This window comes from Streptomyces sp. CNH189 (genome assembly GCF_000527195.1).
Window position 1 is genome coordinate 65,511 of sequence record NZ_AZUS01000014.1, and the last position, 26,972, is coordinate 92,482.

At 72.3% G+C, this 26,972-nt stretch carries 29 protein-coding genes and 2 tRNA genes; 20 read left to right on the forward strand and 11 right to left on the reverse strand.

What is annotated here, in order from left to right; genetic code table 11:
* Nucleotides 1–30 precede the first annotated feature (30 nt).
* From B100_RS0119730 to B100_RS0119745, 4 genes are all read left to right on the forward strand, one after another.
* Complete coding sequence (locus B100_RS0119730) at nucleotides 31–753, forward strand: siderophore-interacting protein (protein ID WP_024886151.1); 723 nt, start codon at nucleotides 31–33, stop codon at nucleotides 751–753.
* Nucleotides 754–797: 44 nt separating this feature from the next.
* Nucleotides 798–1,400 (forward strand): HhH-GPD-type base excision DNA repair protein, encoded by a 603-nt coding sequence (locus B100_RS0119735; protein ID WP_024886152.1) that lies wholly within the window; start codon nucleotides 798–800, stop codon nucleotides 1,398–1,400.
* A gap of 193 nt (nucleotides 1,401–1,593) precedes the next feature.
* Entirely contained in the window at nucleotides 1,594–1,890 is a 297-nt protein-coding gene (locus tag B100_RS0119740) for a type II toxin-antitoxin system VapB family antitoxin (RefSeq protein WP_004943146.1), read from the forward strand.
* Between the two features lie 132 nt (nucleotides 1,891–2,022).
* A complete protein-coding gene (locus B100_RS0119745) occupies nucleotides 2,023–2,646 on the forward strand; it encodes a LytR C-terminal domain-containing protein (protein WP_024886153.1) in 624 nt (207 codons plus the stop codon).
* Between the two features lie 74 nt (nucleotides 2,647–2,720).
* Here the strand turns inward: B100_RS0119745 and upp are convergent, their stop codons facing one another.
* A complete protein-coding gene (upp, locus tag B100_RS0119750) occupies nucleotides 2,721–3,356 on the reverse strand; it encodes a uracil phosphoribosyltransferase (RefSeq protein WP_024886154.1) in 636 nt (211 codons plus the stop codon).
* Nucleotides 3,357–4,639: 1,283 nt separating this feature from the next.
* Here upp and B100_RS0119755 point away from each other — a divergent pair.
* The 7 genes from B100_RS0119755 (at nucleotide 4,640) to B100_RS0119785 (ending at nucleotide 8,542) form a co-directional block, all read left to right on the forward strand.
* Nucleotides 4,640–5,179 carry a tRNA adenosine deaminase-associated protein gene (locus B100_RS0119755; RefSeq protein WP_024886155.1) on the forward strand — a complete coding sequence of 180 codons (540 nt, stop codon included), beginning with the start codon at nucleotides 4,640–4,642 and terminating at the stop codon, nucleotides 5,177–5,179.
* 65 nt (nucleotides 5,180–5,244) lie between these two features.
* Nucleotides 5,245–5,676: a tRNA adenosine(34) deaminase TadA gene (gene tadA / locus B100_RS0119760; protein WP_037723131.1), complete on the forward strand. Its 432-nt coding sequence runs from the start codon at nucleotides 5,245–5,247 to the stop codon at nucleotides 5,674–5,676.
* Nucleotides 5,677–5,721: 45 nt separating this feature from the next.
* Nucleotides 5,722–5,806: transfer RNA gene (locus B100_RS0119765), tRNA-Ser, on the forward strand.
* A gap of 92 nt (nucleotides 5,807–5,898) precedes the next feature.
* On the forward strand, nucleotides 5,899–6,078 hold the full coding sequence (locus tag B100_RS0119770; protein WP_024886157.1) for a hypothetical protein: 180 nt from the start codon (nucleotides 5,899–5,901) through the stop codon (nucleotides 6,076–6,078).
* A complete protein-coding gene (locus B100_RS0119775; protein ID WP_024886158.1) occupies nucleotides 6,075–6,368 on the forward strand; it encodes a Dabb family protein in 294 nt (97 codons plus the stop codon). The genes B100_RS0119770 and B100_RS0119775 overlap by 4 nt, the downstream gene beginning before the upstream one ends.
* A gap of 188 nt (nucleotides 6,369–6,556) precedes the next feature.
* Nucleotides 6,557–7,393 (forward strand): RNA polymerase sigma factor SigF, encoded by an 837-nt coding sequence (locus tag B100_RS0119780; RefSeq protein WP_024886159.1) that lies wholly within the window; start codon nucleotides 6,557–6,559, stop codon nucleotides 7,391–7,393.
* A 246-nt stretch (nucleotides 7,394–7,639) separates the two neighbouring features.
* Nucleotides 7,640–8,542 carry an RNA polymerase sigma factor SigF gene (locus B100_RS0119785; protein ID WP_024886160.1) on the forward strand — a complete coding sequence of 301 codons (903 nt, stop codon included), beginning with the start codon at nucleotides 7,640–7,642 and terminating at the stop codon, nucleotides 8,540–8,542.
* A 688-nt stretch (nucleotides 8,543–9,230) separates the two neighbouring features.
* Here B100_RS0119785 and B100_RS0119790 read toward each other — a convergent pair.
* A complete protein-coding gene (locus tag B100_RS0119790) occupies nucleotides 9,231–9,428 on the reverse strand; it encodes a hypothetical protein (RefSeq protein WP_024886161.1) in 198 nt (65 codons plus the stop codon).
* A 228-nt stretch (nucleotides 9,429–9,656) separates the two neighbouring features.
* Between B100_RS0119790 and B100_RS0119795 the strand changes: the two genes are divergently transcribed.
* The 3 genes from B100_RS0119795 to B100_RS0119805 all read left to right on the forward strand — a co-directional run bounded on the left by B100_RS0119795 (nucleotide 9,657) and on the right by B100_RS0119805 (nucleotide 13,633).
* Nucleotides 9,657–10,148: a MarR family transcriptional regulator gene (locus B100_RS0119795; RefSeq protein WP_024886162.1), complete on the forward strand. Its 492-nt coding sequence runs from the start codon at nucleotides 9,657–9,659 to the stop codon at nucleotides 10,146–10,148.
* A gap of 85 nt (nucleotides 10,149–10,233) precedes the next feature.
* Nucleotides 10,234–12,702 (forward strand): MFS transporter, encoded by a 2,469-nt coding sequence (locus B100_RS0119800; RefSeq protein WP_024886163.1) that lies wholly within the window; start codon nucleotides 10,234–10,236, stop codon nucleotides 12,700–12,702.
* A gap of 109 nt (nucleotides 12,703–12,811) precedes the next feature.
* Nucleotides 12,812–13,633 carry a YceI family protein gene (locus tag B100_RS0119805; RefSeq protein WP_024886164.1) on the forward strand — a complete coding sequence of 274 codons (822 nt, stop codon included), beginning with the start codon at nucleotides 12,812–12,814 and terminating at the stop codon, nucleotides 13,631–13,633.
* Between the two features lie 697 nt (nucleotides 13,634–14,330).
* On the opposite strand, the gene B100_RS0119810 is transcribed toward B100_RS0119805, so the two are convergent.
* Nucleotides 14,331–15,095 carry an ANTAR domain-containing protein gene (locus B100_RS0119810; RefSeq protein WP_051490026.1) on the reverse strand — a complete coding sequence of 255 codons (765 nt, stop codon included), beginning with the start codon at nucleotides 15,093–15,095 and terminating at the stop codon, nucleotides 14,331–14,333.
* A 163-nt stretch (nucleotides 15,096–15,258) separates the two neighbouring features.
* Between B100_RS0119810 and B100_RS0119815 the strand changes: the two genes are divergently transcribed.
* Together B100_RS0119815 and B100_RS0119820 are read left to right on the forward strand one after the other, a co-directional pair.
* The gene (locus B100_RS0119815; protein WP_051490027.1) at nucleotides 15,259–15,564 is read left to right on the forward strand and encodes an STAS domain-containing protein; all 306 of its coding nucleotides are present in this window, start codon (nucleotides 15,259–15,261) and stop codon (nucleotides 15,562–15,564) included.
* Nucleotides 15,565–15,573: 9 nt separating this feature from the next.
* Nucleotides 15,574–16,044: a PPOX class F420-dependent oxidoreductase gene (locus tag B100_RS0119820; RefSeq protein WP_024886167.1), complete on the forward strand. Its 471-nt coding sequence runs from the start codon at nucleotides 15,574–15,576 to the stop codon at nucleotides 16,042–16,044.
* A 67-nt stretch (nucleotides 16,045–16,111) separates the two neighbouring features.
* Here B100_RS0119820 and B100_RS0119825 read toward each other — a convergent pair whose 3' ends face one another.
* The 6 genes from B100_RS0119825 to B100_RS0119850 all read right to left on the reverse strand — a co-directional run bounded on the left by B100_RS0119825 (nucleotide 16,112) and on the right by B100_RS0119850 (nucleotide 21,974).
* On the reverse strand, nucleotides 16,112–16,885 hold the full coding sequence (locus tag B100_RS0119825; protein WP_024886168.1) for a TetR/AcrR family transcriptional regulator: 774 nt from the start codon (nucleotides 16,883–16,885) through the stop codon (nucleotides 16,112–16,114).
* 36 nt (nucleotides 16,886–16,921) lie between these two features.
* Nucleotides 16,922–18,475 carry an MFS transporter gene (locus B100_RS0119830; RefSeq protein ID WP_024886169.1) on the reverse strand — a complete coding sequence of 518 codons (1,554 nt, stop codon included), beginning with the start codon at nucleotides 18,473–18,475 and terminating at the stop codon, nucleotides 16,922–16,924.
* A gap of 180 nt (nucleotides 18,476–18,655) precedes the next feature.
* Nucleotides 18,656–19,396, reverse strand: a complete 741-nt coding sequence (locus B100_RS0119835) for a response regulator transcription factor (protein WP_024886170.1) — start codon at nucleotides 19,394–19,396, stop codon at nucleotides 18,656–18,658.
* Nucleotides 19,397–19,494: 98 nt separating this feature from the next.
* Nucleotides 19,495–20,442 (reverse strand): amidohydrolase family protein, encoded by a 948-nt coding sequence (locus B100_RS0119840; RefSeq protein ID WP_051490028.1) that lies wholly within the window; start codon nucleotides 20,440–20,442, stop codon nucleotides 19,495–19,497.
* Between the two features lie 179 nt (nucleotides 20,443–20,621).
* Entirely contained in the window at nucleotides 20,622–21,494 is an 873-nt protein-coding gene (locus B100_RS0119845) for a DUF2797 domain-containing protein (protein ID WP_024886172.1), read from the reverse strand.
* A 132-nt stretch (nucleotides 21,495–21,626) separates the two neighbouring features.
* Nucleotides 21,627–21,974, reverse strand: a complete 348-nt coding sequence (locus B100_RS0119850; RefSeq protein ID WP_024886173.1) for a hypothetical protein — start codon at nucleotides 21,972–21,974, stop codon at nucleotides 21,627–21,629.
* A gap of 218 nt (nucleotides 21,975–22,192) precedes the next feature.
* Here B100_RS0119850 and B100_RS0119855 point away from each other — a divergent pair, with 218 nt between their 5' ends.
* The 4 genes from B100_RS0119855 (at nucleotide 22,193) to B100_RS0119870 (ending at nucleotide 26,050) form a co-directional block, all read left to right on the forward strand.
* The gene (locus B100_RS0119855; RefSeq protein ID WP_024886174.1) at nucleotides 22,193–22,624 is read left to right on the forward strand and encodes a DUF7144 family membrane protein; all 432 of its coding nucleotides are present in this window, start codon (nucleotides 22,193–22,195) and stop codon (nucleotides 22,622–22,624) included.
* Nucleotides 22,625–22,689: 65 nt separating this feature from the next.
* Nucleotides 22,690–23,151 (forward strand): potassium channel family protein, encoded by a 462-nt coding sequence (locus tag B100_RS0119860; protein WP_486585664.1) that lies wholly within the window; start codon nucleotides 22,690–22,692, stop codon nucleotides 23,149–23,151.
* A gap of 268 nt (nucleotides 23,152–23,419) precedes the next feature.
* Nucleotides 23,420–24,808, forward strand: a complete 1,389-nt coding sequence (locus B100_RS0119865) for an FAD-binding oxidoreductase (protein WP_024886176.1) — start codon at nucleotides 23,420–23,422, stop codon at nucleotides 24,806–24,808.
* A 108-nt stretch (nucleotides 24,809–24,916) separates the two neighbouring features.
* Nucleotides 24,917–26,050: a PP2C family protein-serine/threonine phosphatase gene (locus B100_RS0119870; RefSeq protein WP_024886177.1), complete on the forward strand. Its 1,134-nt coding sequence runs from the start codon at nucleotides 24,917–24,919 to the stop codon at nucleotides 26,048–26,050.
* Between the two features lie 85 nt (nucleotides 26,051–26,135).
* Here the strand turns inward: B100_RS0119870 and B100_RS0119875 are convergent, their stop codons facing one another.
* On the reverse strand, nucleotides 26,136–26,720 hold the full coding sequence (locus B100_RS0119875; RefSeq protein ID WP_024886178.1) for a hypothetical protein: 585 nt from the start codon (nucleotides 26,718–26,720) through the stop codon (nucleotides 26,136–26,138).
* 172 nt (nucleotides 26,721–26,892) lie between these two features.
* A tRNA-Arg gene (locus tag B100_RS0119880) sits at nucleotides 26,893–26,965 on the reverse strand.
* Nucleotides 26,966–26,972: the final 7 nt, after the last annotated feature.

The following is a 26,972-nucleotide window of genomic DNA, read 5'->3' on the forward strand; positions in this document are numbered from 1 at the left end:
GCGGAATCGTACGCGAAGGGTGAGGACGCGATGGGGCAGGGGCGGGGTTGGGAGGGCGCGGTCCTCAAACTGCTGCGCGCGAAGGATTTCGAGTTCACGGTGACGGGCACCGAGGACGTCACCGCGGACTACCGGCGGGTGACCTTCACCGACGGCGGGATGCTGGCGACGACCGGCACGCACCCCACGATGTGGGTGCGGCTGTGGTTCGACAACGCGGGCAAGCCGCACCAGCGCGCGTACACCCTGGTCGACCCGGATCCGGAGGCCGGCACCTTCGCCCTGGAGTTCGCGCTGCACGAGGGCTGCGCCAGCGACTGGGCCCGGGCCGCGAAGCCCGGCGACACCGTCGAGGCGACCGTGCAGGGCACGGGCTTCGAGCAGCCCAGCCCCGCCCCGTCCCACGTCTGCGTGGTCGGAGACCCGGCCTCGCTGCCCGCCATCAACTCCCTGCTGGGCGCCCTGGGTGACACACCGGCGACCATCTGGTTCGAGGGCTCCCTGGAAGGGCTGCCCTGTGTCGCCGACCCCGCGCGCCACGAGGTGCGCGAGGTGCCCCGGCGGGACGCGGGCGCCGCGCTGGTCGAGCGGGTGCGCGCCGAACTGCCCGACCTGCTGAGGTCCGGCCCCGACCCGTACGTGTGGATCGCCTGCGACACCGCGACCACCCGCGCGCTGGGCGCGTTCGTCCGCAAGGAGCTGGCCGTCCCCAAGCAGCGGGTGCAGGCGCTCGGGTACTGGCGCGCGAGCTGACCCGCGACGCGCGATCAACGGGGCGACGCGCGATCATCGGGGGCATGGACGTCACACTGCACCTCGCCCAGGACCCCGACGCCGACCGGCTGCTGGGGCGCAGCCCGCTCGCCGCGCTGACCGGCATGCTGCTGGACCAGCAGATCCCGATGGAGTGGGCGTTCAAGGGCCCGGCGACGATCGCGCGGCGCCTCGGCTCGGACGACCTCGACGCGCACGAGATCGCGGCGTACGACCCCGAGGCGTTCGCCGCGCTGCTCTCCGAGAAGCCCGCCGTGCACCGCTACCCGGGTTCGATGGCCGGGCGCATCCAGCAACTGTGCCGGTACCTCGTCGAGCACTACGACGGTGACGCGGAGGCCGTCTGGCGGGGCGTCGAGGACGGCCGGGAGCTGCTGAAGCGGCTGCAGGAACTGCCCGGGTTCGGCAAGCAGAAGGCGCAGATCTTCCTCGCCCTGCTGGGCAAGCAGCTCGGGGTCCGCCCCGCCGGATGGCAGGAGGCGGCCGGCGCCTACGGCGAGGAGAAGTCCTTCCGGTCCGTCGCGGACATCACGGGCCCCGAGTCCCTGGTGAAGGTGCGGGCGCACAAGCAGGAGATGAAGGCGGCGGCGAAGGCGGCCAAGGCCGCGAAGAAGCCGGGGGCGTGAACGGGCACCCGCGGGTTCGTCCCCGAGGGCGTACCGGGGGCGGGTATCTGAGCCGGGGGTGACGTACGGGGCGGGCCGTGAGGGCGCGCGACGGGCGGGCAGACCCTTTTCTGACGGTTTCCGGCATCTTTTGCGGCGGCGTACTGCGTCGCCATGGCTGCGCCCGGAACGTCTCGACCGGTAGGCTTTCCGTGTGATCTTCAAGCGCATCGGAAACGGCCGGCCGTACCCCGACCACGGCCGGGAAAGCACCCGGCAGTGGGCGGACGTGGCGCCGCGCCCGGTCCGCCTCGATCAGCTCGTGACGACCAAGCAGCAGCTCGACCTCGAGACGCTCCTCGCCGAGGACTCGACCTTCTACGGCGACCTCTTCGCGCACGTCGTGAAGTGGCAGGGCGACCTGTACCTGGAGGACGGACTGCACCGCGCGGTGCGCGCCGCGCTCCAGCAGCGCCAGGTGCTGCACGCGCGCGTTCTCGAACTCGACTGAGGCCTGTCGAACCCTCTCACGGGCCGGTTTGGCCCTTTCGGGTCGGACTGCACCCAGTCGAATGATCATCTAGTAGGCATTGCAGCCCGGGCGCACTACGCTGCGCTCATGAGCATGCTCACTCCCCCTGGCATGGGCGGCCAGTACCGCATCACGGGTGACAAGTACCCGCGGATGCGCAGGCCTCGGCGGCGCGGAAAGCTCGTCGTGCTGACCGTCGCGTCCGTCGCCGTGCTCGGCGTGGGCGGCTGGGGCACGCTGCAGCTCATCGACGTGTTCACCGGCGGCGGGGACTCCGCCTCCGCGGCCGGCACCAAGGCGTGCTCCGCCGTGGCGAGCCCCGCGGCCAGCCCCGCGGCGGCGGCCGGGAAGGCGCTCCCCCGCCCCGGCACGATCACGGTCAACGTGCTGAACGCCACCACCCGCGGCGGGCTCGCCCAGAAGACGGCGGACGAGCTCAAGAAGCGCGGCTTCCGGATCGGCGAGGTGGCCAACGCGCCCGCGACCTACGACAAGAAGGTCAAGGGCACCGGCGTGCTGCTCGGCCCGGCCGCCGCGCTGGACACGGCGCTGCCGGTGCTCGGCACACAGCTCGCCGGCGCCGAACGCCGTACCGACCCGGCTCGCAAGGGCGTGGAGCTCGACCTGATCATCGGCGACACCTTCCGGGGGCTGACGGCGAAGGCGGACGCCGACCGGGCGCTGACCTCACTGGCCAACCCGAAGCCGACGCCCGCCTCCAAGAAGAACTGCTGAGCGGTTCAGCGGTCCCGCGCCCTTGCTGAAGGGCGCGGGGGGACGGTGAACCGGGGGGCGGTGGACGCGCGGAGTTACTCCGCGGCCCCGTACATCCGGTCGCCCGCGTCGCCGAGGCCCGGCACGATGTAGCCCTGCTCGTTGAGACGCTCGTCGACGGACGCCGTCACGACCGTCACGGGCGTGCCGGCCAGCTCGCGTTCCATCACCTCGACGCCCTCGGGCGCGGCCAGCAGCACCACGGCGGTCACGTCGTCCGCGCCGCGCTTGATCAGCTCCTGGATGGCCGCGACGAGCGTGCCGCCGGTCGCGAGCATCGGGTCCAGGACGTAGACCTGGCGGCCGGAGAGGTCGTCCGGCATGCGCGTGGCGTAGGTGGAGGCCTGGAGCGTCTCCTCGTTGCGCACCATGCCCAGGAAGCCCACCTCGGCGGTCGGCAGCAGCCGGACCATGCCGTCCAGCATGCCGAGGCCGGCCCTGAGGATCGGCACCACCAGGGGGCGGGGGTGGGAGAGCTTGACGCCGGTGGTCGCCTCGACGGGCGTCCGGATGTCGACCTGTTCGGTGCGCACGTCACGCGTGGCCTCGTAGGCGAGCAGGGTGACCAGCTCGTCGGCGAGGCGGCGGAAGGTCGCGGAGTCGGTGCGCTGGTCGCGCAGCGTGGTGAGCTTGTGGGCGACCAGGGGGTGGTCGACGACGTGGAGACGCATGACCTCAACACTAACCGGGACCTGAGGGGTCGGCGTCCCCTCGCGTGGCAAGCGTCTCGGTCGTCCGTCACTCCTTCGCTGGCGTCAAACCGCCCGTGCGAGGGAAGGTGGGAGGGACGGATTGGGGTGGTGAGGCAATGCCTGAGCAGGACGATCGCGACGATCCGTCGGCGCTGGAGGAGCCCGGACGGGCCGGGCGGACAAGGCCGGCCGGGCGGGCCGGGCAGGGTGGACGGGCCTCGCAGGGCGGACGGACGGGGCAGGGCGGAAGGACGGCACAGGCCGGGCGGGCCGGGCGTGGTGGCCGGGCCGGGTCGGCCGGGCCGAGCGGGCCTGGTGGAGCGGTCGGTCCCGGTGGAGCGGGCGGTCCGGGCGGTCCGGGCGGAGCGGCCGGGGCCTCCGGGGCGGAGGTCGACTGGGAGGCCGACCGCCGACGGCGGCGGGCGCGGTTCCTGCGGGAGCTGGCGGAGGCGCGGGCGCTGCGGGATCGGGTGCAGCCTCGGCGGGCGAAGGCGGCGCGGTTGCGGCATGCGATGCGGATGCGAACGTTTCGCTGGTAGCGGTTTCGCTGCGGCGGGCTTCCGCTGTGACCCGGTGCGGGTCGGGGCCGGGGAGCGTTCGGTGTGACCCGGTGCGGGTCGGGGCCGGAGGCGCTCGGTGTGACCCGGTGCGGGTCGGGGCCGGGGGCGTTCGGTGACCCGGTGCGGGCGGGGCCGGGGGTGTTCGCGCAGCCCGGCGCCTACGGGGCGCCGCCACGCCCACCCTCCCCCACTCTCGGCTCCGCTCGAGCGGGAGGTGCCCCCATCGCCCCGGCGGCACGACTGCCCGCGGACAGCGGGGGCCGACGCCTGGATGCGGCGCCTTCTCGCGGCACCGGCCGCGGAGGGTGGGGGCGTGCCCGCGAGGGCGGGACTGGGGTGGTGGGTGCGACACGCCACGGGGGTGGGCCGGTCGTGTGCGGTGGGGGCCGGTTGTCGCTGAGGGAGTGGGGGTGCCGGAGGTGCCCCCGGCGGGACGGCTGCGAGTGCCGCACGGGGGCGGCGGGCAAAGCCGCGTACGATCCCGACGTGGCGGCAACAAGTGCGCTGGTGAGTCCTTCCGGGGCGCACTCGGCGCACTGCTATCGAAACTGCCGGACACAGGGAGCGGAAGACGTCCCCTGATGGCCTTGTTTCTGCCACGATTCCCAGTGGGCGGGGTCTCGGAGCACCGGAACACCCGCCCGCACACCTCCGCCGGGGGGACCCCCAACCGGCACACCTATGACCAGTGGGAGAGTCACGGTGTACTTCGCCGCACTGCTCGCGCGCACCGAAGACGGGTGGGAAGCGAGCGACACAGAGCTCGACGATGTGGAAACCCTGTCGGATCTGGCCGACCTCGCCCGGGAAGCCTCTCCCGACGAGGACACGGTGCTCCTGCTGATCGAGCAGGAGGACGGCTGGTTCGGCGTCGTCCGCGTGGACGGTGAGGAGGACCCCCGGATCTACGTCTCCGACGCCGCCGCCGCGGCCCGCAACAGCTACGGCGAGATCCTCCTCACCGACGAGCTGCTCGGCCGGGAGCCCGGGGACGACGGCTCCGACCTGGACTCCCTCGACCTCGACGGCACGGAGGACGGTGAGCCGGACGACGAGGACGCCGACGGCGCCCCCGGACCCACCGTTTCCGGGGAGTCCATGCCGCACGGCCCGGTCGGGGACGCACAGGTCCTGGAGGACCTGGGCGTCACCGAGAAGGAGCTGCGGTCGATGACCGCGGACGCCGTCTCGGAGATCGCCGAGGCCCTGGGCGCCTCCGAGGTCCTGGAGACCGTCCGCTGACCGTGCCGACGACCACCCCCGCACCGGGTCTCCCGGACCCGGTGCGCGACCGCTGGCGTGAGCCGATGCGCCTCGCCCTGGACGAGGCCCGCCGGGCCGTCCCGGGCGGGGATGTCCCCGTGGGCGCCGTCGTGCTGGCCGCGGACGGGACCACCGTGCTGTCCTCCGCGCACAACGAGCGTGAGGCGGGCGGTGATCCCACCGCGCACGCGGAGGTGCTGGCACTGCGGCGGGCCGCCGAGCGGCTCGGGGAGTGGCGGCTGGCCGGCTGCACCCTGGTCGTCACCCTGGAGCCCTGCACGATGTGCGCGGGGGCGGTCCAGCAGTCCCGGGTGGACCGGGTCGTCTACGGCGCCCGGGACGAGAAGGCCGGCGCGGTGGGATCCCAGTGGGATCTCGTACGGGACCGCCGCCTCAACCACCGCCCCGAAGTGATCGAGGGCGTGCTCGCCGAGGACTGCGCGCGGCTCCTCACGGAGTTCTTCCGCGGCCGGTGAATACCGATTTCTGACCACGCGCCACCGTGCTGTAAAGTCTCCCTCGGTAGCGTGTCCGAGCGGCCGAAGGAGCTCGCCTCGAAAGCGAGTGTGGCGCAAGTCACCGAGGGTTCAAATCCCTCCGCTACCGCTTCTGAAGGGCCCCGTCGTCAGACGGGGCCCTTCGTGCGATCATGGGCCCGCTCGATGCACGCGTGACAGCAGTGACAGGGGAGGGCCGCGATGGCGGTGAACGCGAAGAAGGCCGCCGTCTATCTGGTGGTGGTCTTCGTGCTGTACGTGATCATCACGGATCCCGAGACCGCCGGCGACTACGTCACCATCGGGTTCCAGGGCGTCTCGGACGCCGCCAAGGCGGTCGGCGACTTCATGACCTGGCTGGCCGCGGGAGGCAAGCGATGATCCGGCACCTGGTGCTCTTCAAGCTCAACGAGGGCGTCCGCCGCGACGACCCGAAGGTCGTCGAAGGAGTGGAGGCCTTCCGCGCACTGGAGGGAAAGATCGGAGAGATCCGCTTCTGGGAGTGCGCCTGGAACATCAGCGACCGCCCCATCGCCTACGACTTCGCCATCAACTCGGCGTTCGACGACGCCGAGGCGCTGCGCCGGTACGTGGAGCACCCCGACCACCAGGCGGGCGTGGGCCTGTGGCGCGAGTTCGCCACGTGGGTGATCGCCGACTACGAGTTCTGACGCCCCGTCCGCACCCCGTGCACCGAGGCCCCCTGCCGCTGCGGCAAGGGGCTTTCGCGCGTCCGGCGGCACCCGTCCGCCCTCAACACGGAATATGCGGTGCTTGCACACAGTGAGTCAGTCTTGTGATGCTATGACCGCTTTTGACGGATGAGTTGACGGACGATGTGAGCGATGAAGAGGTGGCGTTGACCGTGTCGGCCAGTTCCGCGCCGCCCCAGGACGAGGTGTCCCCCGACGCGGTCCAGACACCCGCCAAGCGCCGCGGCGCGGACACCCGGGCCCTCACCCAGGTGCTGTTCGGTCAGCTCAAGAACCTGGAGCCCGGCACGCCGGAGCACGCCCGCGTACGAGCGGCGCTCATCGAGGCGAACCTCCCGCTCGTGCGCTACGCGGCCGCCCGTTTCCGCTCCCGCAACGAGCCGATGGAGGACGTCGTCCAGGTCGGCACCATCGGGCTCATCAACGCCATCGACCGCTTCGACCCGGAGCGGGGCGTGCAGTTCCCGACCTTCGCGATGCCCACCGTGGTCGGCGAGATCAAGCGGTACTTCCGCGACAACGTCCGCACCGTCCACGTACCGCGCCGGCTGCACGAGCTGTGGGTGCAGGTCAATGCCGCGACCGAGGACCTCACCACCGCCTTCGGGCGCACCCCGACGACCGCCGAGATCGCCGAGCGGCTGCGCATCTCCGAGGAGGAGGTGCTGTCCTGCATCGAGGCCGGCCGGTCGTACCACGCCACCTCGCTGGAGGCAGCACAGGAGGGCGACGGCATGCCCGGCCTGCTGGACCGGCTCGGCTACGAGGATCCGGCCCTCGACGGGGTCGAACACCGCGACCTGGTCCGGCATCTGCTCGTGCAGCTGCCGGAGCGCGAGCAGCGCATCCTTCTGCTGCGTTACTACAGCAATCTGACGCAGTCCCAGATCAGCGCGGAACTGGGCGTCTCACAGATGCACGTCTCCCGGCTCCTGGCCCGGAGCTTCCAGCGACTGCGGTCCGCAAACAGGATCGACGCGTAACCGTAAAGAGCGAATCGCCCCCGAGCGCGCTTCTCCGGTTTTTCGGCCCGATACCCCGTCAGACCCCTCGTTTCCAGGGCTGATTCGCGTCTCGCATGTCGACATGTCACTACAGCGCGTTGCCGACATGTGACATTCTGCCGGAAGCGCGTTTGCCGGAGCCTCGGCGCCGGTATTCAGGTGAAGGCTGCGTTCCTCGGATCGGGAGCGTTCGCCGCGACCGTCCCGCGACCCAAAGGGGGTGGCATGTCCGCAGAACAGGGCAGCTCGAAGGTGCTCACGCTCGCGGAGAGCGAGTCAGCTCCCCATGCTCTCGACGCACTCGGCCCCATCGACGAGGGCCCGGCCCTCGCCGCAACACCCGCTCCGGACCTCCCGGACACGGCGGCCCTCGACACCCGCACCCTGTCCCGCTCCCTGTTCCTGCGGCTCGCCGTGCTCGACGAGGACAGCCCGGAGCGTGCCTACGTCCGGGACACGCTGATCGAACTCAACCTCCCGCTCGTGCGGTACGCGGCGGCACGCTTCCGCTCGCGCAACGAGCCGATGGAGGACATCGTCCAGGTCGGCACCATCGGCCTGATCAAGGCGATCGACCGCTTCGACTGCGAACGGGGCGTGGAGTTCCCGACGTTCGCGATGCCGACGGTGGTCGGGGAGATCAAGCGGTTCTTCCGTGACACGTCCTGGTCGGTGCGGGTGCCGCGCCGGCTGCAGGAGCTGCGGCTGGCGCTGACCAAGGCCAGCGACGAGCTCTCCCAGAAGCTGGACCGCTCGCCGACGGTGAGCGAACTCGCCGTCGTGCTGGGCGTGTCCGAGGAGGACGTCGTCGACGGCCTCGCGGTGGGGAACGCGTACACGGCGTCCTCGCTGGACTCCCCCGCCCCGGAGGACGACGGCGGCGAGGGCTCGCTGGCGGACCGCCTCGGCTACGAGGACACGGCGCTGGAGGGCGTGGAGTACCGGGAGTCCCTGAAGCCGCTGCTGGCGAAGCTGCCGCCGCGTGAGCGGCGGATCATCATGCTGCGGTTCTTCGCCAACATGACGCAGTCGCAGATCGGCGAGGAGGTCGGCATCTCGCAGATGCACGTCTCACGTCTGCTCACGCGGACGCTCTCGCAGCTGCGGGAAGGACTCATCTCGGACTGACGTCCACGGCGACTCCGGTACGGAGGTGTCCCGGCCCCCTGGGGTCCGGGACACCTCCGTGTCTGCCGCAGATCCGCGGTCCTCATGTGACGCTCACCCTGGCCGTGGGGCCTGTCCGTCGAACCGAAAAGGTTATCCACACCTGTGGATAACGGTCCCGCACCGCTCGCGGACGCAAAGAACGCGGGCGGCGCCGCCACGGAGCGGAGGACATCGCAGCCCGGAAAGGTGAGCCTGGCCGACCTGGGGGTGGCGGGGTGCGCCGCAGCACGGGACATAAGCGGACAAGGTGTGCGCAAGCACGTGAGCATGCCCGCGAGGGCAGCGAGATGCGCCGCAGCGCGGGGACGAACGAGCCGCGCCGGCGACAGGACGCTCGCGGCGTGGCAGCGAGCGAGCCGCGCCGGCGGCGAGGCGTTCGACGACGCGCGGGCGCTCGCGCCGCGCTGGACGTGAAGCGTGCCGTGCCGGCGGCGGCAAGGCGCACCGCCGTGCGGGCACGCGAACGCGCCCGCGCAGGGGACACGGTGCGTGGCCGCCATGGTGCGGGAGTGAGGGTGCCGTGCCGGCGACGACAAGGCACCCCTCCACGCGCGGACACGCGAGCGCCCCCACGTGAAGAGCGTGAAGAGGGAGGTGCGTGGCCGCCGTAGCGCCCGAAGGGATCGCGTCGGCGGCCGGCGCGTTCTTACTTCAGTGCGAGCCAGGCCACCGCGGCGACGACCGCCACGGCGACGACGATGCCGACGATGAGGCCGATCCGCGGCCCCCCGCCCGTGGACGCCGCCGCCTGCTGCCCCTGGGGGGCCTCGTCGACGAACGCGCGGAACATCTGGGTGCTGCCGGCAGGGTCGTGATTGCCCTGCGGGCCCTGGGTGTTAGCCATGTCACGAGACCCTAGCGAATCACCGTCCGGCGCCCCAAGCGGGGCGGGGACAGGCGACCGCACCGGCCACAGAAGACCGCCGCCGACGCGGCACGACCCCTCCGACCTGCGGGTTTACTGCCGCGATTACTTGCCTTTGCCAAGTTTTTGGCCCCGCGAGGCCGTTCTTATTTGCCTTCAGCAACCATCGAAACCTACGGTTGCTTTAAGCAACGAAACGGAGGTGCCATGGCCGAGTCGGCACAGTACGAGGAACTGGTCCGACAGTTCAGCGCCTTCGGCGCCGTCAAACGGGAGATGAGCCGGATCATGCCGGCCGACTGCCCGAGCGGCTCCGCGGCCGTGCTGACCCTGCTGGGCGGCCACGGCGCCATGCGCATGAGCCGTCTCGCGGAGCTGTTGTCCGTGGACATGTCCGTCACCAGCCGCCACGTCGCCCATCTGGCCGAGCGCGGCTGGATCGAACGCTCCCCCGACCCCGCCGACAAACGGTCCCGCATCCTGCGCCTCACCCCGGCCGGCCAGACCCGGCTCGACGAGATGTTCCGGCTCACGACCCGGCTCCTCGCCGAGCGGCTGAGCGACTGGTCGGACGAGGAGGTCGGCAGCCTCACCCAGCTGATGGCCCGGCTCCGGGACAGCTTCGGCGACCCGCGCACCGTGCCGCGGCAGGCGCCTCCCGCGCTCGAGAAGACCCCCCGTACACCCGCAAGCACATAAGAGAAGGAAGTCCATGGCAACGACCACACCACAAGGTGTGCGGGCTCATGCCAAGCACGGAGGAGGCCCCTCCCAGGACGCTCCGATGACCCATCGGCAGATCATGGAGGCGCTGTCCGGGCTGCTGCTCGGCATGTTCTGCGCCATCCTGTCGTCGACCATCGTCACCAACGCCCTGCCCGAGATCGTCTCCGACCTCGGCGGCGGACAGAGCGCCTACACCTGGGTCGTCACGGCCTCGCTGCTGACGATGACCGCCTCCACCCCGCTGTGGGGCAAGCTCGCCGACCTCATCAGCAAGAAGGCCCTGGTCCAGACGGCCCTGGTGGTCTTCGTCATCGGCTCGATCGTGGCCGGTACGGCGCAGAACTCGGGCATGCTGATCATCGCTCGCGCCATCCAGGGTCTCGGCGGTGGCGGTCTGGCCGCACTGGCGCAGATCATCATGGCCGCGATGATCTCCCCGCGTGAGCGCGGTCGGTACTCCGGCTACCTGGGCGCGACCTTCGCCGTCGCGACCGTCGGCGGCCCGCTGCTCGGCGGTGTCATCACCGACACCAGCTGGCTCGGCTGGCGCTGGTGTCTCTACGTCGGCGTCCCGTTCGCGATCATCGCCCTGATCGTGCTGCAGAAGACGCTGAACCTGCCCCTGGTGAAGCGGGAGGTCAAGGTCGACTGGGCCGGCGCCTTCTTCGTCACCGCGGCCGTCAGCCTGCTGCTCGTCTGGGTCACCTTCGCCGACGACAAGTACGCCTGGATGTCCTGGCAGACCGGTCTGATGGTCGGCGGCGCGATCCTGCTGACGCTGGTCTTCCTGTTCGTCGAGTCGAAGGCCAGCGAGCCGATCATCCCGCTGCGCCTGTTCCGCAACCGCACCATCACGCTGGCCTCGCTGGCCTCGCTGTTCGTCGGTATCGCGATGTTCGCCGGCACCGTCTACTTCAGCCAGTACTTCCAGCTGGCCCGGGACAAGTCCCCGACCATGTCGGGCGTCATGACCATCCCGATGATCGGCGGTCTGTTCATATCGTCGACCGTCTCCGGCATCATCATCACCAAGACCGGCCGCTGGAAGGCCTGGCTGCTGGCGGGCGGCGTGCTGCTCACGGCGGGCCTCGGCCTGCTGAGCACCATGCGCTACGACACCCCGTACTGGCACATCGGCATCTTCATGGCGCTGATGGGTCTCGGCGTCGGCATGATGATGCAGAACCTGGTGCTCTGCACGCAGAACCAGGTGGCCCCGAGCGACCTGGGCGCGGCCTCCTCCGTGGTGACCTTCTTCCGCTCGCTCGGCGGTGCGGTGGGCGTCTCCGTGCTCGGCTCGGTGATGTCCTCCCGGATCAGCCACTACGCGGCGGACAGCATCGGTTCGCTCAGCCCGCAGGAGCAGGCGGCGGCCGCCAAGACCTCCGGCAGCGGCGCCATCCCCGACATGGACCTGCTGCCCCCGGGCATCCGCACCTGGCTGGAGAGCGCCTACGGGCACGGCATCGCCGACATCTTCCTGTACGTCGCGCCGGTCGCCCTGCTCGGCTTCCTGGTGACCCTGTTCATCAAGGAGGTCCCGCTGCGGACCACGGGCGCGCTGGCCCAGGCCGCCCAGGAGCAGGCGGGCGTCACCGGTGACCCGGCCGTCCCGGCCGTCGCCGAGGCCGCGGCGACCGTCCCGGCCGGGGACGCGGCCCCCGCGGGCTCCGTGACCTCGGAGACCGAGCGGGCCGGCGAGGACACCTTCGCCCAGCCCGTGACCGCCGTCGCCACCGTGGCCCGTCCCGTGGAGTCCGTCTCCGGCGGCATCCCGGTGCGCGGCTTCGTCCGGGGCGCGGACAGCACCCCGGTGCCGCGGGCCGCGGTCACGCTGATCTCCCTGGGCGGACGTCAGCTGGGCCGCTCGGTGGCCCAGGACGACGGCGCCTACGCGGTGGACGCCCCCTCGGCGGGGTCGTACGTCCTGATCGCCGCCGCCGACGGCCACCAGCCACAGGCGTCCACGGTCGTGGTGAACGGCGAGCCGGTCGCCTACGACATCCTGCTCAGCGGCACGAGCGGCATGACCGGTGTGGTCCGCGCGGCGGACACCGGTCGGCCGGTGAAGGACGCGATGGTGATCGTCACCGACGTGCGCGGGGACCTGCTGGCCACCGGGACCACCGGTGAGCAGGGCGACTTCTCGTTCGCCGAGCTGGTGCCGGGCGCGGTGACCGTGGCGGTGAACGCCGCCGGGTACCGGCCGCGCGCCCTGCCGGTCGAGATCGGCGCCACGGGCGTCACCCGGGTCGAGGCCGACCTGGAGACCGGCGCCCACGTCCGGGGCGTGGTCCGCGCCCCGCACGGTCCGCTGGCCGACGCCCGGGTCACCCTGGTCGACGCGGCGGGCAACGTGGTCGGCACGGCGACGACCGGGGCGGACGGGGCGTACGCCTTCGCCGACCTGGACGGCGGCGAGTACACCGTCATCGCCACGGGTTACCCGCCGGTGGCGAACGCGCTGACGGTCGCCGGCACCGGTGTCGACGACCACGACATCGAGCTCGCCCACCCGGGCGAGTAGCACCGGCCCCGGCCCGTGGCGGGCCCGCGCGTCCTGTAGCGGAGACGCGCCCCGCCACGGGCCGGTCGTATCACGACCTTTTTATGAGCCTTTTCAGGGAGAAGACCGGATGCCACTGACCGCGAGGATCCGTACCCGGGACGGATGGGCCGTGTCGCACGCGGTCGTCACGCTCACCGACGGGACCGGCAGCCAGGTGCTGCGCGCCGAGGCGGACGCCGAGGGCGCCGTCCGGGACGCCACCGAGCTGACGTCGGGGGCGTACACCGTCGTCGTGACCGCGGTCGGGTACGCGCCCGCCGCCGCGAGCGCCCTCGTCACCGCGAGCGGGCGTGCCGAGGTCGGGACCGTGACGCTGGCCCGCACCGGGGGCACGGAGCTGCCGCCGCCCGGGCCGTGGACCGTCGACCCGGCGCACTCCGGCGTGGCGGCGGTCGCCCAGCACCTGGGCATCTCCAGCGTGCGGGGACGGTTCACCGACTTCTCGGCCACGGTGGAGATCGCCCCGGACGACGTGACCAAGTCCCGTGTCGAGGCGGTCATCCGGGCCGCGTCCATCGACACCGGCAACGGGATGCGCGACACCCATCTGCGGTCCCCGGACTTCCTGCACGTCGAGCGCCACCCGGAGATCACCTACCGGTCCACGGGGCTGACCCAGGCGGGCACCGACCGCTGGACGGTCCACGGCGAGCTGACCATGCGCGGGGTGGTCCGCCCGGTCGACCTGGACCTCGCCTACCTCGGCACCGGAGCCGACCCCTGGGGCGGCACCCGCGCGGCCTTCCGCGCGACGACCGAACTGCACCGCGAGGACTTCGCGATGAACTACAACCAGGTCGTCCAGGCCGGCATCGCCGCCATCGGCACCACCCTCCGCGTGGAACTGGACATCCAGGCAGTCCAGGGCGAGACCCTGCCGGCGGTCTGAGCACCGAGGCGGGGCGGGCCCCGCTCCACCTACCGGGGCCCGCCCGTTGAGGAGTCGCGGAAGCGGGGCCCGCGCCCGAGGGCAGCGCCCCACCACGCGCCGGCCGCCGAAGCACAGCCGCCGCGCGCTGCGGTGGGCAGGGGCAGCCGGCGTCCGGAAGCACCCGGGCGGGCAGCCGATTGCAGGTGTGCGGCCACCGGGGCTGAGAACTGCACGGGGGCCGCAGGCCGGTGGCGCACCGGTCAGGACCTCGCGAACCGCGACCGGACACCCCCGCGACCGGTCGCGGGGGTGTGGCCGCCGGGAGCGGGGGCCAGGCCTGCAGGCCCGCCGGGCAGGGCCCTCTGGAGCGCGACCGGGGGTCCGGTTGCGGGGATGGTCGCCAGGCCCGGGTGCGAGACCCGGGGCCGCAGGCCGATGACCCGCCGGGGCAGGGCCTTCCGGAACGCGACCGGGAGGGGGCGGCCGGTTGGAACGCCGGGGCCGGGAGCGGGACGGGGTCGCAGGCCGTAGGCCCGCCGGGCAGGGCCATCCCGAAACGGGCCGCACTGCCGGGCGATCGGCCGCGAGGGTGTGACCGTCCGGCCCGGGCCGCAGGCCGGCGTGCGGAGGTCGGGGCCTTGCGGGCGCGGCCGAAAGCCCCGGTGCGCGGCCCGGGTCCGGGGGTGGGGCCGCAGGCCGGAGGCCGGCCGGGACGTCAGGGCTTTTCGTGGGTGGCGACGATGCGCAGCGCCAGGTCACGGAGTTTGACGTTCTCGCGCTGGGAGGCGCGGACCATGCTGTCGAAGGCGCCGGCCGCGTCGATGTCCATGCGTTCCATGAGGATGCCGGTCGCCTGGCCGATCAGGTCCCGGGTGCGCATGGCCTCGGTGAGCTGCTCCCGCACGGTGGCCGAGTCGAGCGCGATGCCGACGTGTGTGGTGAACAGCCGCCCGACCCGCAGGGCCGCCTCGTCGAAGGCGCGCGGCTTGCGGGCGTACGCGGTGAGGACGGTCAGCCGCCGCCGGTCGGCGCGCAGCCGCAGCGACAGTACCGAGCGCAGCCCCAGCCCGGACAGCGTGTGCTCGCCCTCGTCGCCCTCGCTGTCGGCGACCTCGGCCACCGGCGCGTTCCACAGTCGCTGCCAGTACGGCTGACGCCCGGTCGGGGGCCCGCCGTCCTCGGCGGCACGGACGACCTCGTCGGTCCAGGCGAGCGGGCGGCGCCGGTTGTCGCGCTCTATGACGGAGATGGCCGCGTGCTCCGCGCCCGGCAGCAGATCCACCGTGAGGCGTACCGCGGCGTCCAGCGTGCTGCCGGCCGACGCCGTTTCGTGCAGTCGGCGGGCCGCCGCCGTCAACGCCTCCGCCAGATCCACATTTTGGGGGAAGCCACGCGAATCAGAAAACTGGGGTGAGACCACCACGAACCTCTTCGGCGAGCACGACCGGACGGCCGTGCGCAGGAGAGCTCCGCAGCACATTCCCGACTGCGAGCACAGGACGTACAAACTTTAGCCGCTTCCGGTCACACACCCGGACGTGGTGCAATGGGCGGAGGGTCAGGAAGCGGCCTTTTTCCGAATTCGGACAATCGACCGTCAGGTGTGTGCCGTGACCCTCTCCCCGTATCCCTCCGAGCGCGTGATGCTCCCGCTGCCGTCGGAGATCGACTTCTGCAACGCGGACGGCCTGCTGCCGCTGATCATGTATCAGGCCCGCTCCGGCTCCGAAGGACCCGCCCAGGTGATGGTCCTCGACCTGTCCGCGACCCGGTTCATGGACTCCCAGGGCGTGCGGCTGATCAACGACGCCCGAAGACTCCTGCTGCCCGACACCCGGGTGCACCTGGTGGCCCTCCCGGAGAGCGTGGCCGGCCGGGTGCTGGAACTGACCGGCCTGCGCCGTGACGTGCCCGTGTACGACAACCTCCCGGAGGCGATGGCGGCCTAGGCTGACGCCATGGCACCGAACATCGCGACCAACACCAGCGTCTCCCTCGACGAGTTGCTCGACTTCGTACGGCCCCGGCACCGGGCGGTCCTGCTGACCCGGCGGGCCGACGGCAGCCCCCAGGGCTCCCCGCTGACCTGCGGTGTCGACGACTCGGGGCGGATCGTGGTGTCCACGTATCCCGAGCGCGCCAAGACGCGCAACGCCAGGCGAGACCCCCGGGTGAGCCTGATCGTCCTGAGCGACGAGTGGAACGGACCGTGGGTGCAGATCGACGGCACCGCCGAGGTCCTGGACATGCCCGAGGCGGTGGAACCCCTGGTGGAGTACTACCGCAACATCGCCGGGGAGCACCCCGACTGGGACGAGTACCGGGCCGCGATGGTCAAGCAGGGCAAGTCGCTGATCCGGGTCACCCCGGAGCGCTGGGGGCCGGTCGCCACCGGCGGCTTCCCCGCGCGGCTGGCGGAGGGCGACTAGGGTCTTGCGTCCGGGTCATCCCTGATCCGGCCTGGTCCGAGCGCAAGGCCCCGGAGCCCGCCCACCGTCACCCGCGGCTGCGGGCCACCATCGCCTCGATGCCCGCCACGAGCAGGTCCAGGGCGAAGGTGAAGTCCCGCTCCAGCATCTCCTCGACGGTGTCGCCGCCGCGGGCCTCCATGATCCGGGCCGACCGCCCGATCACGTCGGAGGCGTCCGGGTCCCGCGTCACCTCGTTCATGGCCCGGCGGTGGTACTCGTCCGCGGTCAGGCCCGTGGCGGCCACCCGGTCGTGGAAGTGGCCCTCGATGGTGCCGTAGCCGTACACGAACTGGAACACGGCGGAGATCGCGCCGGTGACCCCGTGCTCGGGCAGGCCGCTGCGGCCGACGATCTGCTGGATCACCCCCGAGAAGCGCAGCGCGTTGGGCCCGATGTTGAGGAAGCGGCCGGCCAGCTCCGACAGCCAGGGGTGGCGCACCAGCAGCGCGCGGTACCCGCGGGCCAGCGCGCGCAGGTCGTCGCGCCAGTCCTCACCGGACTCCGGGTCGGGGAGGGAGAGTTCGCCGAAGGCACGGTCCAGGGCCAGTTCGAGGAGGTCGTCCTTGGTGTCGACGTACCAGTAGACGGACATCGCGGTCACGTCCAACTCGGCGGCGAGGCGGCGCATGGAGAACGTCGCCAGACCCTCGGCGTCCAGCAGCCGCACGGTGGCCTCGGTGATCCTCTCCCGGTCGAGTCCGGACGGCTGGCGTCCGCCGCGCCCGCCGCCCCGGGCCCTGCCCTCCAGCCAGACACTGGGCCGCGGCGCCTTCCCGGACCGCTGGGCTGCCCTCACCATGGCGCACCTTCCTCGACTCGCCGACGCCGGTTCATGCTAGGCGTCCGTCCCGCCGTCCGCGGCCCGCGCGTCGGCGCGGTCGGCCCGGCGCAGCAGGCCCGCCGCGATCAGTCCGCCGAGCAGCACCGCCACCGCGCCGACCAGCAGGCTGGTCTCCAGGCCGGAGGAGAACGCCCCGGTGATCTCGGCGCGTTCGCCGTCGGACCCGGCCGCGGCCAGCGCCACCGGCAGCGAGGTCGCCGCCACCGGCACCAGCGCCGCGAACCGGGCGTTGAGCACCGCGCCCAGGACGGCCACCCCGAGCCCGTTGCCGAACTCGGCGAGGGTGCCGTTGATGCCCGCGCCGACGCCCGCCTTCTCCCGGGGCACGGAGCTCATCACGGCGTGCGCCATCACCGGGCTGCCGATCGCCGTGCCCGCGCCGATCAGCACCAGGCCCAAAAGGGTCCCGCTGTAACCGTGTTCGGTGAGGGTCGCTGTCGACACCAGGCCGGCCGCCATCAGCCCCATGCCGAGCGCGATGGACAGCGGAGTGCCCAGCTTCGCCGACCACCTGGTGCCCACACCGGTGAAGTTGAGGGCGACCACCGTCAGCGCCATCGGCGCGGTGCGCAGTCCCGCCTCCAGTGGGCCGTATCCGAGGACGAACTGCAGGTACTGGGTGAGCAGGAAGAGCGCGCCGCCCATGCCGAAGGTGATCAGCACCAGTCCGCCGACCGCGCCCGTGAAGCGCCGGTTGCGGAAGAAGTGCGGGTCGAGCATCGGGTACGGGATCCGGCTCTCCCAGTAGGCGAAGGCAGCGAGGACCAGGACCGCCGTCGCCGCCGTGGCGAGCACCAGGCCCGACGTCCAGCCGTGCTCGGGGCCGGAGATGATCGCGTAGACCAGGGCGGTCATGCCGATGGTGGAGAGCACCGCGCCGGCCAGGTCGGGCCGGTCGCCCTGCCGGTTGCGGGACTCGGGGACGTACGCCGCGACGGCTGCCAGCGCCAGGACCACGACCGGCAGGTTGATCAGGAAGATCGCGCCCCACCAGAAGTGGTTCAGCACGAACCCGCCGACCAGAGGACCGGCCGCGAAGCCGAGGGAGTTGACGGCGCTCCAGATGCCGATCGCACGGGGCTGCTCCTCGGGCGTGAAGATCTGCATGACCACGGCGAGGGTGGTCGTGAGGAGCAGCGCCCCGCCGACGCCCATGCCGGCCCGCGCCGCGATCAGCTGGCCCGACGACTGGGCCAGCCCCGCCGTCAGCGACCCGGCTCCGAACAGCGCCAGCCCCACGATCAGCATCTTCTTACGGCCGTAGCGGTCGGCGGCGCTTCCCGCACTGAGCAGCAGGCCCGACTGCACCAGGGAGTAGGCGTTGATCATCCACTGGATGTCGGCGGTCGAGGCGGCCATCTCCCGGGTGAGGGAGGGGATCGCCACGTTCAGCACGGTGTTGTCCAGCAGCACCGTGAGCTGGGCGAGGCAGATGACCCCGAGGATGAGCCAGCGCCGGGCATGACCGGGCGCCACCTGGGCCGCCCGGTCGTTCGGCGGAGCCGGGCCGGGGGACGCGGCCGAGGGCTCCCGCGAGGACGTGGTCATGCTGTACAGCGTAGAACAGCACTCTTACGGTGTACAACGTGACTCCGTGCGGCGGTCGGTCCCCGGGTGCCAGGAGGGTGAGGTCGTAGCACCACCGGTCGCAGCACCACCGCGAGCAGCGTCACGGACGCGACGACCTCCGGGTCCGCAGCGTGCGTGGACGCGGCCGCCCGCGTCCGCTCACGACACCGCGGGCTTGAGCAGGTAGCCGGCGCCGCGCCGGGTGTGGATCATCGGCTCCCGGCCCGCGTCGATCTTGCGTCGCAGGTAGGAGATGTACAGCTCGACGACGTTCGCCTGCCCGCCGAAGTCGTACGACCAGACCCGGTCGAGGATCTGGGCCTTGCTGAGCACCCGCCGCGGGTTGCGCATGAGGAAGCGCAGCAGCTCGAACTCGGTGGCGGTGAGGTGGATGCTCCGGCCGCCGCGCGTCACCTCGTGGCTGTCCTCGTCCAGGGTGAGATCGCCGACCACCAGGACGGCGTCGGAGCGGCGGTCGCTCGCGCCGGAGCGGCGGATCAGCCCGCGCAGCCGTGCGACGACCTCCTCCAGGCCGAACGGCTTGGTCACGTAGTCGTCCCCGCCCGCGGTCAGCCCGGCGATACGGTCCTCGACGGCGTCCTTGGCGGTCAGGAACAGCACCGGCACGTCCGGCAGCTCATGGCGCAGCCGGCCGAGGACGGCCAGTCCGTCCATGTCGGGCAGCATCATGTCCAGGACGACGGCGTCGGGGCGGAACTCGCGGGCGGCGCGCACGGCGCCCTGGCCGTCGGCGGCGCTGCGGATCTGCCAGCCCTCGTAGCGCAGGGCCATGGAGAGCAGTTCGGTGATCGACTGCTCGTCGTCCACCACCAGCACCCGGACGGAGCTTCCGTCCGGCCGGAGCAGTGCGGAGCGCCCCTGGGGCGAGATCGTGGTCATACCGGACACGATGCGGGGCTCCTCTGAGAGCACCCTTTCGTCTTTCTGTGTTTTCGCTGAGAAACCCACGGGCGTCTCCCAAGCGGGGCGCTCGGCTCTCAGACGGGCGGCGCCCCTGGTGCGTCCGGCAGGCCGAACAGCCGGGCCGCGTTGTCGTGGCAGACCGCCCGCAGCCAGTCCTCCCCGAGCCCCAGTCCCGCCAGGGCGTCGAGCTGATGGGCGTACGGGTAGGGGATGTTGGGGAAGTCGGTGCCGAGCAGGACACGGTCGCCGAGATCCGCGAGCCGGGGCAGCGCCCGCCCGGGGAACGGCGCCATCCGCTCGCTGAAGTCGGTGAACGCCATCGTGGTGTCCAGGCGCACCTCCGCGTACCGCTCGGCCAGGTCCAGGAAGTCCTCGTACTCCGGCATGCCGAGATGGGCCACCACCAGCCGCAGCCGGGGGTGCCGGGCGAGCACGCGGGCGATCGGCTCGGGCCCGGTGTGCTTGCCGGGGGCGGGGCCCGAACCGCAGTGCACGACGACCGGGACGCCCGCCTCGGCGAGCAGCCCCCAGCAGGCGTCGAGCGCCTCGTCGGAGGGGTCGTAACCGCCCACCTGTACATGCGCCTTGAAGACGCGCGTGCCGTCCTCGACGGCCTGACGCACGTAGTCGGCGGCACCGGGCTCGGGGAAGAACGTGGAGGTGTGCAGGCAGTCGGGGGTCCGGCGGGCGAAGCCGGCCGCCCAGTCGTTCAGCCAGCGGGCCATGCCCGGCTTGTGCGGGTAGAGCATCGACGTGAAGGCGCGCACGCCGAACGCGCGCAGCAGCGCCGCCCGTTCCGTCTCCTCCGCGCGGTAGGTGATCGGCCACTCGATCCCGCCGGTCAGCGGGCCGAGCCCGTCGAAGTACGCCCACACCTTGCGGAGCACCCGCTCCGGCATGAAGTGCGTGTGTACGTCGACGAGGCCGGGCAGCCCGAGCTCCTGCCAGAAGTGCCGTACGCCGGCGGTCTCGTCGCGGGGGTCGGGGGCCGGGTCGGAGGGGCTGTCCGGGGGAGCGCTCATGCCCGACACGATCACCCGTGACCACCCCGACGGTCCAGCCCCTCGGTCAGCCTCGGGGGTGCGGCCCTTCGTCAGCCCCCGGTGGTCCGGCCCCTCCTCAGACCGGGCGGTGCGGCCCCGGCTCCTCCGTCGGACCCGGCGGCCGGCCCCACCTTCAGGCCCGGCGCCCAGCCCCTCCCTCAGAACAGCCCTTCCTGGGCGCCCGTCCGTTCCTTCAGTGCCCTGACCGGCACCGCGACCCCCTGCCCGGCGGCGGGGACGAGCTCCCAGCCGGGCAGCAGCCGGGTGTCCAGCACGAGGACGCCGCGGTCCGCAGCCAGGTGCAGGTCGGGTCCGGCCGCGGCCACCAGCTCGCCGCTCACCGCGCCGCCCGCGACCAACTCGCCGACCTCGCCCACCGGAGCGGGCGCCCGGTCCAGGGCGAACGCCGCCACATGGTCGACGGGGGCGAAGGGGGCGGGGTCGAGCGACTCCGGCCAGCCGCTCAGGGCGAGGGCCCGCGCGTGCAACTCGGCCAGGTCACCCGCCCGTTCCTCAGCGGTCGCCGGGAGCGCCGCCCGCGCCGCCCGCTTGGCGGCGTAAGGGATCCGGTCGGGCACCCGCAGTGCGGCGCGGAGCAGCTCCTCGGTGCGCCGCGCCGCCATCAGCGGTCCGGTGCCCAGCCAGCTGAAGCAGACCGCCCCCTGCTCCAGCAGCCGGGCCGGACCGCGCCGCGCGGCGGTGATGCCGACCTTGGTCATCCCGGACCCGAACCACGCCAGGTACACGCGGTACGGCCGGGGATCGTCCGCGAAGGTGTCGGCGGCCACCGAGTGCGCGCGGTCCAGCCGGGCGCACTCCTCGCAGCGCGCCCCGGTGCTCCGCGCGGGCACCGGGGCCCCGATCGGGCAGGCGTTCCCCCGCGCTCCGACGCAGCGGCGCACTCCCCCTTCCGTGACCCCGAAGGCCACCGTCTTCCCCCAGGTCAGCGCCGAGCGCCGGCCCCCGTCCCAGATCAGCACGGGGCCGTCCGCCGTCCAGCTCAGCCCCGCACACCGCCATGCCTGTGCCATCCCCGCCGAGCGTAGGGGGGACCACTGACAACGGGGCGCTGCCGTGGGCGACGGCCCTACGTACGGCCGTTCCGGTTTGCGCGTCCTCGCGGCCGGGAGCGGCGGCCCCGCCCCTCTCGGCGCCCGGCCGGATCAGCTCCCGACACCCACCGAATCCGCGCCGGCCGACACGGGCACGGGCACGGACGCGGACACGGACGCCGACGTGGGCCCGGTCACGCGCGCGGGTTCCCGCACGGCCGCGTCAGCAACGGCCACCCGGCCCCGCCCCGCCAGCCGGCACCCCAGACACTCCGGGTGCCCGGCGCGGGCGCCGGTGTCACGCACCCGCCAGTCCCACTGCTCCCTCGGGCGCGGCCCCGACTGCTTGCCCCATCCGGCGAGGTGGAGGGCCCAGGTGACCAGCAGGGCGACCACCACGACCACCGCCCCGGCGGCGAGCAGCGGCCCGGAGCCGGTGCAGATGCCCGCGCCCAGCACCGCCGTACCGGCCAGGGCGATCCCGCAACCGGTCCATCCGTCCTGAACGACTGGTTCACGCGCGCGACCGCCCTGGCGGAGGGCTTCCGCGAGGAACGCCGCCGCGAGGGCTGACGACGTCCCGCCCGGAGGCGCCGGGCACCGAGGTGCCGGGTGCGGCCGGGGGTGCCACTCTGAATGAGATCGAACCGCTCGGGGACATCCGAAAGGTCGAGAACATGGCCAGCAATGTCAGCGGCACGCGCCGTCACGGGGCCGGCTTCGAGGCGCGCAGCCCCTGGGCGGCGAGCTGGACGGCCGCCGCGTCCTTCCTGATGATCTTCGGCGGAATCATGGCGATCTTCGAGGGCATCGCCGCCATCGCCCAGGACGACGTCTTCGTCGCGACCCGCAACTTCACCTACGAGTTCAGCCTGACCGGCTGGGGCTGGGTGCACCTGATCCTCGGCGCCCTGGTGGCCGCCGCCGGCATGGCGTTGTTCACGGGCGCCACCTGGGCCCGCGCGGTGGGTGTCGCACTGGCCGGCCTGAGCATGATCGCCAACTTCGTGTGGCTGCCCTACCAGCCGGTGTGGTCGATCGTCCTCATCGTCATCGACGGCTTCATCATCTGGGCCCTGTGCGCACCCCGTCGCGAGTCCCGGGCGTAGAGGGGACGTCCGCCGGCCGGAGCGGCGTCTGGCCCTGGGTGGCGCAGGCGGCCGGGGTGACCGCGATGGTCACCGCGTACTTCCTGCTGCCGCTGAACGGGCTGGGGCCGCGCCGCCCGGTGCTCAGCTGGCTGCTCTTCGGCCTGGCCCTGGCCCTGATCGCCGTCCTGCTGCTGGTGCAGGTCGCGCGGGTGCTGCTGGCCGTCCCGGGCGTCCGTCCGGGACTGGTCATCCCCCCGCTGATGTGCCTGTCCGTGCTGGTCTTCGCGACCGCCTACCAGGGCCTGGCCCAGCACCCCGGCGAAATGCACGGCATCGCCACACGCCTCGACGCGCTCTACTTCACCCTGGTCACGCTGGCCACCATCGGCTACGGCGACATCACGCCCCGCGGACAGTCCGCCCGCCTGGTGGCCATCCTGCAGATCCTCTACAGCTTCATCTTCCTCACGGCCGCGGCCACCGCCCTGACCAACCACCTGCGCAACGTGCTGCGCCACCACAGGAGCCCGGGCCCTCCGCCCTGACCTCCTGACCCCTGACCCCCGCCACCCCGCATCGCGCGAGACTGTGACCGGCGTCACACTGTAAGAGCGGGGACCGCGCTCCCCGAACGACCGGGGACCCGCTCTCCCCCGGACCCCCGGACGGACACCGGCCGGCCCACCGACCCCGGCACCTCGACCTCCCGCTCGCCGATCCCCCGATCCGCGACCTTCCCTTCCCGCCGGTTCCGTCCGACGCGGCCCGTTTCCGGTTCCGCACTGCTCCAAGGGGTGTCCGCTCATGAGCGGCATGGACGCAACTGCTCTCGACAATCTGCGCGAGGCCCTGCGAGGACCTGTCGTCACACCGCGGGACGCCGGGTACGACGAGACCCGCAGCATCTACAACGCCATGATCGACCGCCGTCCCGCCGCCATCGCCCGCTGCACGGGCACGGCGGACGTACGGGCCACGATCGCCTTCGCCCGGCAGACGGGCGTCGACCTCGCCGTGCGCGGCGGCGGGCACAGCGGCCCCGGCCTCTGCCTGGTCGACGGCGGGCTCACGCTCGACCTGTCCCCGATGCGCTGGGTCCGGGTCGACCCGGAGAACGGGACGGCCCAGGTCGGCGGCGGCAGCCAGCTGGGCGACCTGGACCACGAGACGCACGCCTTCGGGCTCGGCGTGCCGGCCGGCATCAACTCGACCACCGGCGTCGGCGGTCTCACCCTGGGCGGCGGCCACGGCCACCTGACCCGCAAGTACGGCCTGACGGTCGACAGCCTGATCGGCGCGGACGTGGTCCTGGCCGACGGCAGCGTCGTCACCACCACGGAGAAGGAACACCCGGACCTGCTGTGGGCACTGCGGGGAGGCGGCGGCAACTTCGGCGTCGTCACCTCGTTCACCTTCAAGCTGCACCCGGTGGACACGGTCGGCGTGGCGGTCACCGTGTGGCCGGTCGAGCGGACGACGGACGTGCTGCGCTGGTACCGGGAGTTCCTGCCCGCCGCGCCGGAAGACCTCAACGGCTTCTTCGCCGTGATGTCCGTCCCGCCCGGCCCGCCCTTCCCGGAACCTCTGCACGGGCAGAAGATGTGCGCCGTCATCTGGTGCTACACCGGCGACCTTGACGGCGGACGCCTGGAGGACGTGCTCTCCGTGGTCGACGAGCCGGCCCCGCCCGCCTTCCACTTCGCCACGCCGATGCCGTACCCCGCCCTGCAGACGATGTTCGACGAGCTGGTCCCCAAGGGCCTGCAGTGGTACTGGCGGGGCGACTTCTTCGACGCGATCTCCGACGAGGCGGTCGCGGTGCACGAGCGGTACGGCCGGGCGCTGCCCACCACCCTGTCGACCATGCACCTGTACCCCGTGGACGGTGCGGCCCACGACGTCGCCCCGGGCGAGACGGCCTGGGCGTACCGGGACGCCGTCTGGTCGGGCGTGGTCGCCGGCATCGACCCGGACCCGGCCAACGCCGACCTGGTCCGCCAGTGGTGCGTCGACTACTGGACCGACCTCCACCCGCACTCCATGGGCGGCTCCTACGTCAACTTCATCGGCGAGGCCGAGGGCCCGGAGCGCGTCCGCTCCACCTACCGCGACAACTACGCCCGCCTCACCGAGGTCAAGCGCGCCTACGACCCCGACAACCTCTTCCACGCCAACCAGAACATCCCCCCGTCGACCACGTGAGCGTCCCCGTCCCGGGCGGGCCGCGAACGGACGCGCCCGGTGGTCGCGGGGGAGGGCGTGCCGGAGACTGGGGCGCGGGACGGGACGGAACGACCGAGGGCCGCGCGGATGGAGCGATACCAGCACAAGGGCGGCTCCGGGAAACTGCCGTGGGCGCGTTGCCTGCCCGCCGCCGTGCTCCTCGTCGCGGTCCTCGTCGACTTCGCCTGGCTCCCGTTCAACACCTTCCCCCTGCTCGCGACCGTCTCCGTGATCGCGGCGCCGATGTTCTCCCTGACCTGGACGGTCGCCAGTGGCGCGATCGCCTGCCTGGTCGGCTGGCTGCTGTCGCTCCGGGAGGGCCAGGAGGTGCTCACCAGGGCGAACGTCATCGGCTTCACGACCCTCATCACCCTCACCGTCGTCGCGGGGTTCCTCAACCGGACGTTCGCCCGTGAACGGGAGCAGCTGAGGACCTCCCGCCAGGTGGCGGAGGCGGTCCAGCGCGCGGTGCTGCCGGCGACGCCCGACCGGGTCCGCGGGCTGGCCGTCGCCACCCGGTACCAGGCCGCGCAGGAGGAGGCCCTGATCGGCGGCGACCTGTACGCGGTCCACGACACCCCCCACGGCCTGCGCATGGTGATCGGTGACGTACGCGGCAAGGGCACGCAGGCGGTCACCCTGGTCAACACGCTGCTGGGCACCTTCCACGCGGTGGCCCTCCAGCTGCCGGACCTGCCCGCCGTCGTCCAGGCCGTGGAGGTGCAGGTGCAGGACGTCAAGGCGCGCCAGGACGACGCCCCCTACGAGGACTTCGTCACCGCCGTCTTCGTCGAGATCCTCCCCGACCGTTCCGCGCTCCGCATGGCGAACCGGGGGCATCCGGCGCCGCTGCTGGTCCACAAGGGCGAGGTGACCGTGCTGGAACCGGAGGAGCCGGCGCTGCCCCTGGGGCTGGGTGACCTCGCCGGACCCGTCGTCCCGGTGGACCGGTGCGAACTGCCTCCCGGCGCCACGCTGGTGATGTTCACCGACGGCATCATCGAGGCCCGCAACCGCGACGGTGTCTTCTTCGACCCGGTCCCGCCGCTCACCGGCCCGTTGCCCGCGAACCCCGGTGCCGTCCTGGACACCATGCTCACCGCCCTGTTCCGGCACACCAAGGACCTCGAGGACGACGCGGCGGCCCTCGCCGTCACCCGCCCGCCGGACGACGACGACTCGAACCAGAACACCCCGGCGCCGCTTCGGGCGGCGGGCTGACGCGATCGCCGCACTCCACCGCCGCCCGCCCCCACAACACCGAGGGCCCCGGATCTCTCCGGGGCCCTCGGTCCGTGCGCACTCGCTACGCCGCGTCCACGGTCAGGGTGTAGTCCACACCGACCGAGAAGTCGTCCGACTGGCCGCGGATCTCCAGCGTGTGCTTTCCGGCCTTCAGCGCGGGCAGCTGGACCCACAGTCCGCACCCGGTGGCGGTGAAGTACCCGTCCGTGCCGGTGACCGGGTTGTCGACAGCACTTCGGATCTCGATCGTCTCAGCTTGATGGGCGTCCGGGTCGACTTCCTCGCCGTCCAGGACGGCGGACCCCTTGGCTGTCCTCATGAAGGCCGCGCAGTCCCCTGATGAACCGATCACGTTGACGAGGGGGAAGGCAAGGGGCACCCCGTCAGGAACGGTGCACGCGCGCTCGACCTGGGTGCCGAACGTGCCGGCGAGGAACCACACGTCCCGCGGCTGGTTCCGCTCGCACGCGCTCCCGTCCTGATCGGCGACCGGGTTCGTCGGGGCAGGCTCCGTCGACGCCCAGGTCCACCACCGGCCCTGCAACTCTTCGGACGAGAGCTGATCTTCAGCCGCCCCGCTGCCACATCCCGCGAGTGCAGCCAGCACCACGGCGGCGATCCCCGCCCCGACAATCTTGATCCTCATGAGCGCCCCTCCCGCATCACACGGGAGTTCGACCCCCCGGTCGCCGTGCGATGGCGGACACCCTAGCCGTGAGCCGGGCCGACGCTCCGGACTCGACCCCGTTGCCGTACTTCGCTGCTGTACGTCCTGAAACGCCAGAGGCCCCGGATCTCTCCGGGGCCTCTGGCCTGTGTGCACTCGGCAGGATTCGAACCTGCAACCTTCTGATCCGTAGTCAGATGCTCTATCCGTTAAGCTACGAGTGCTTGTCTC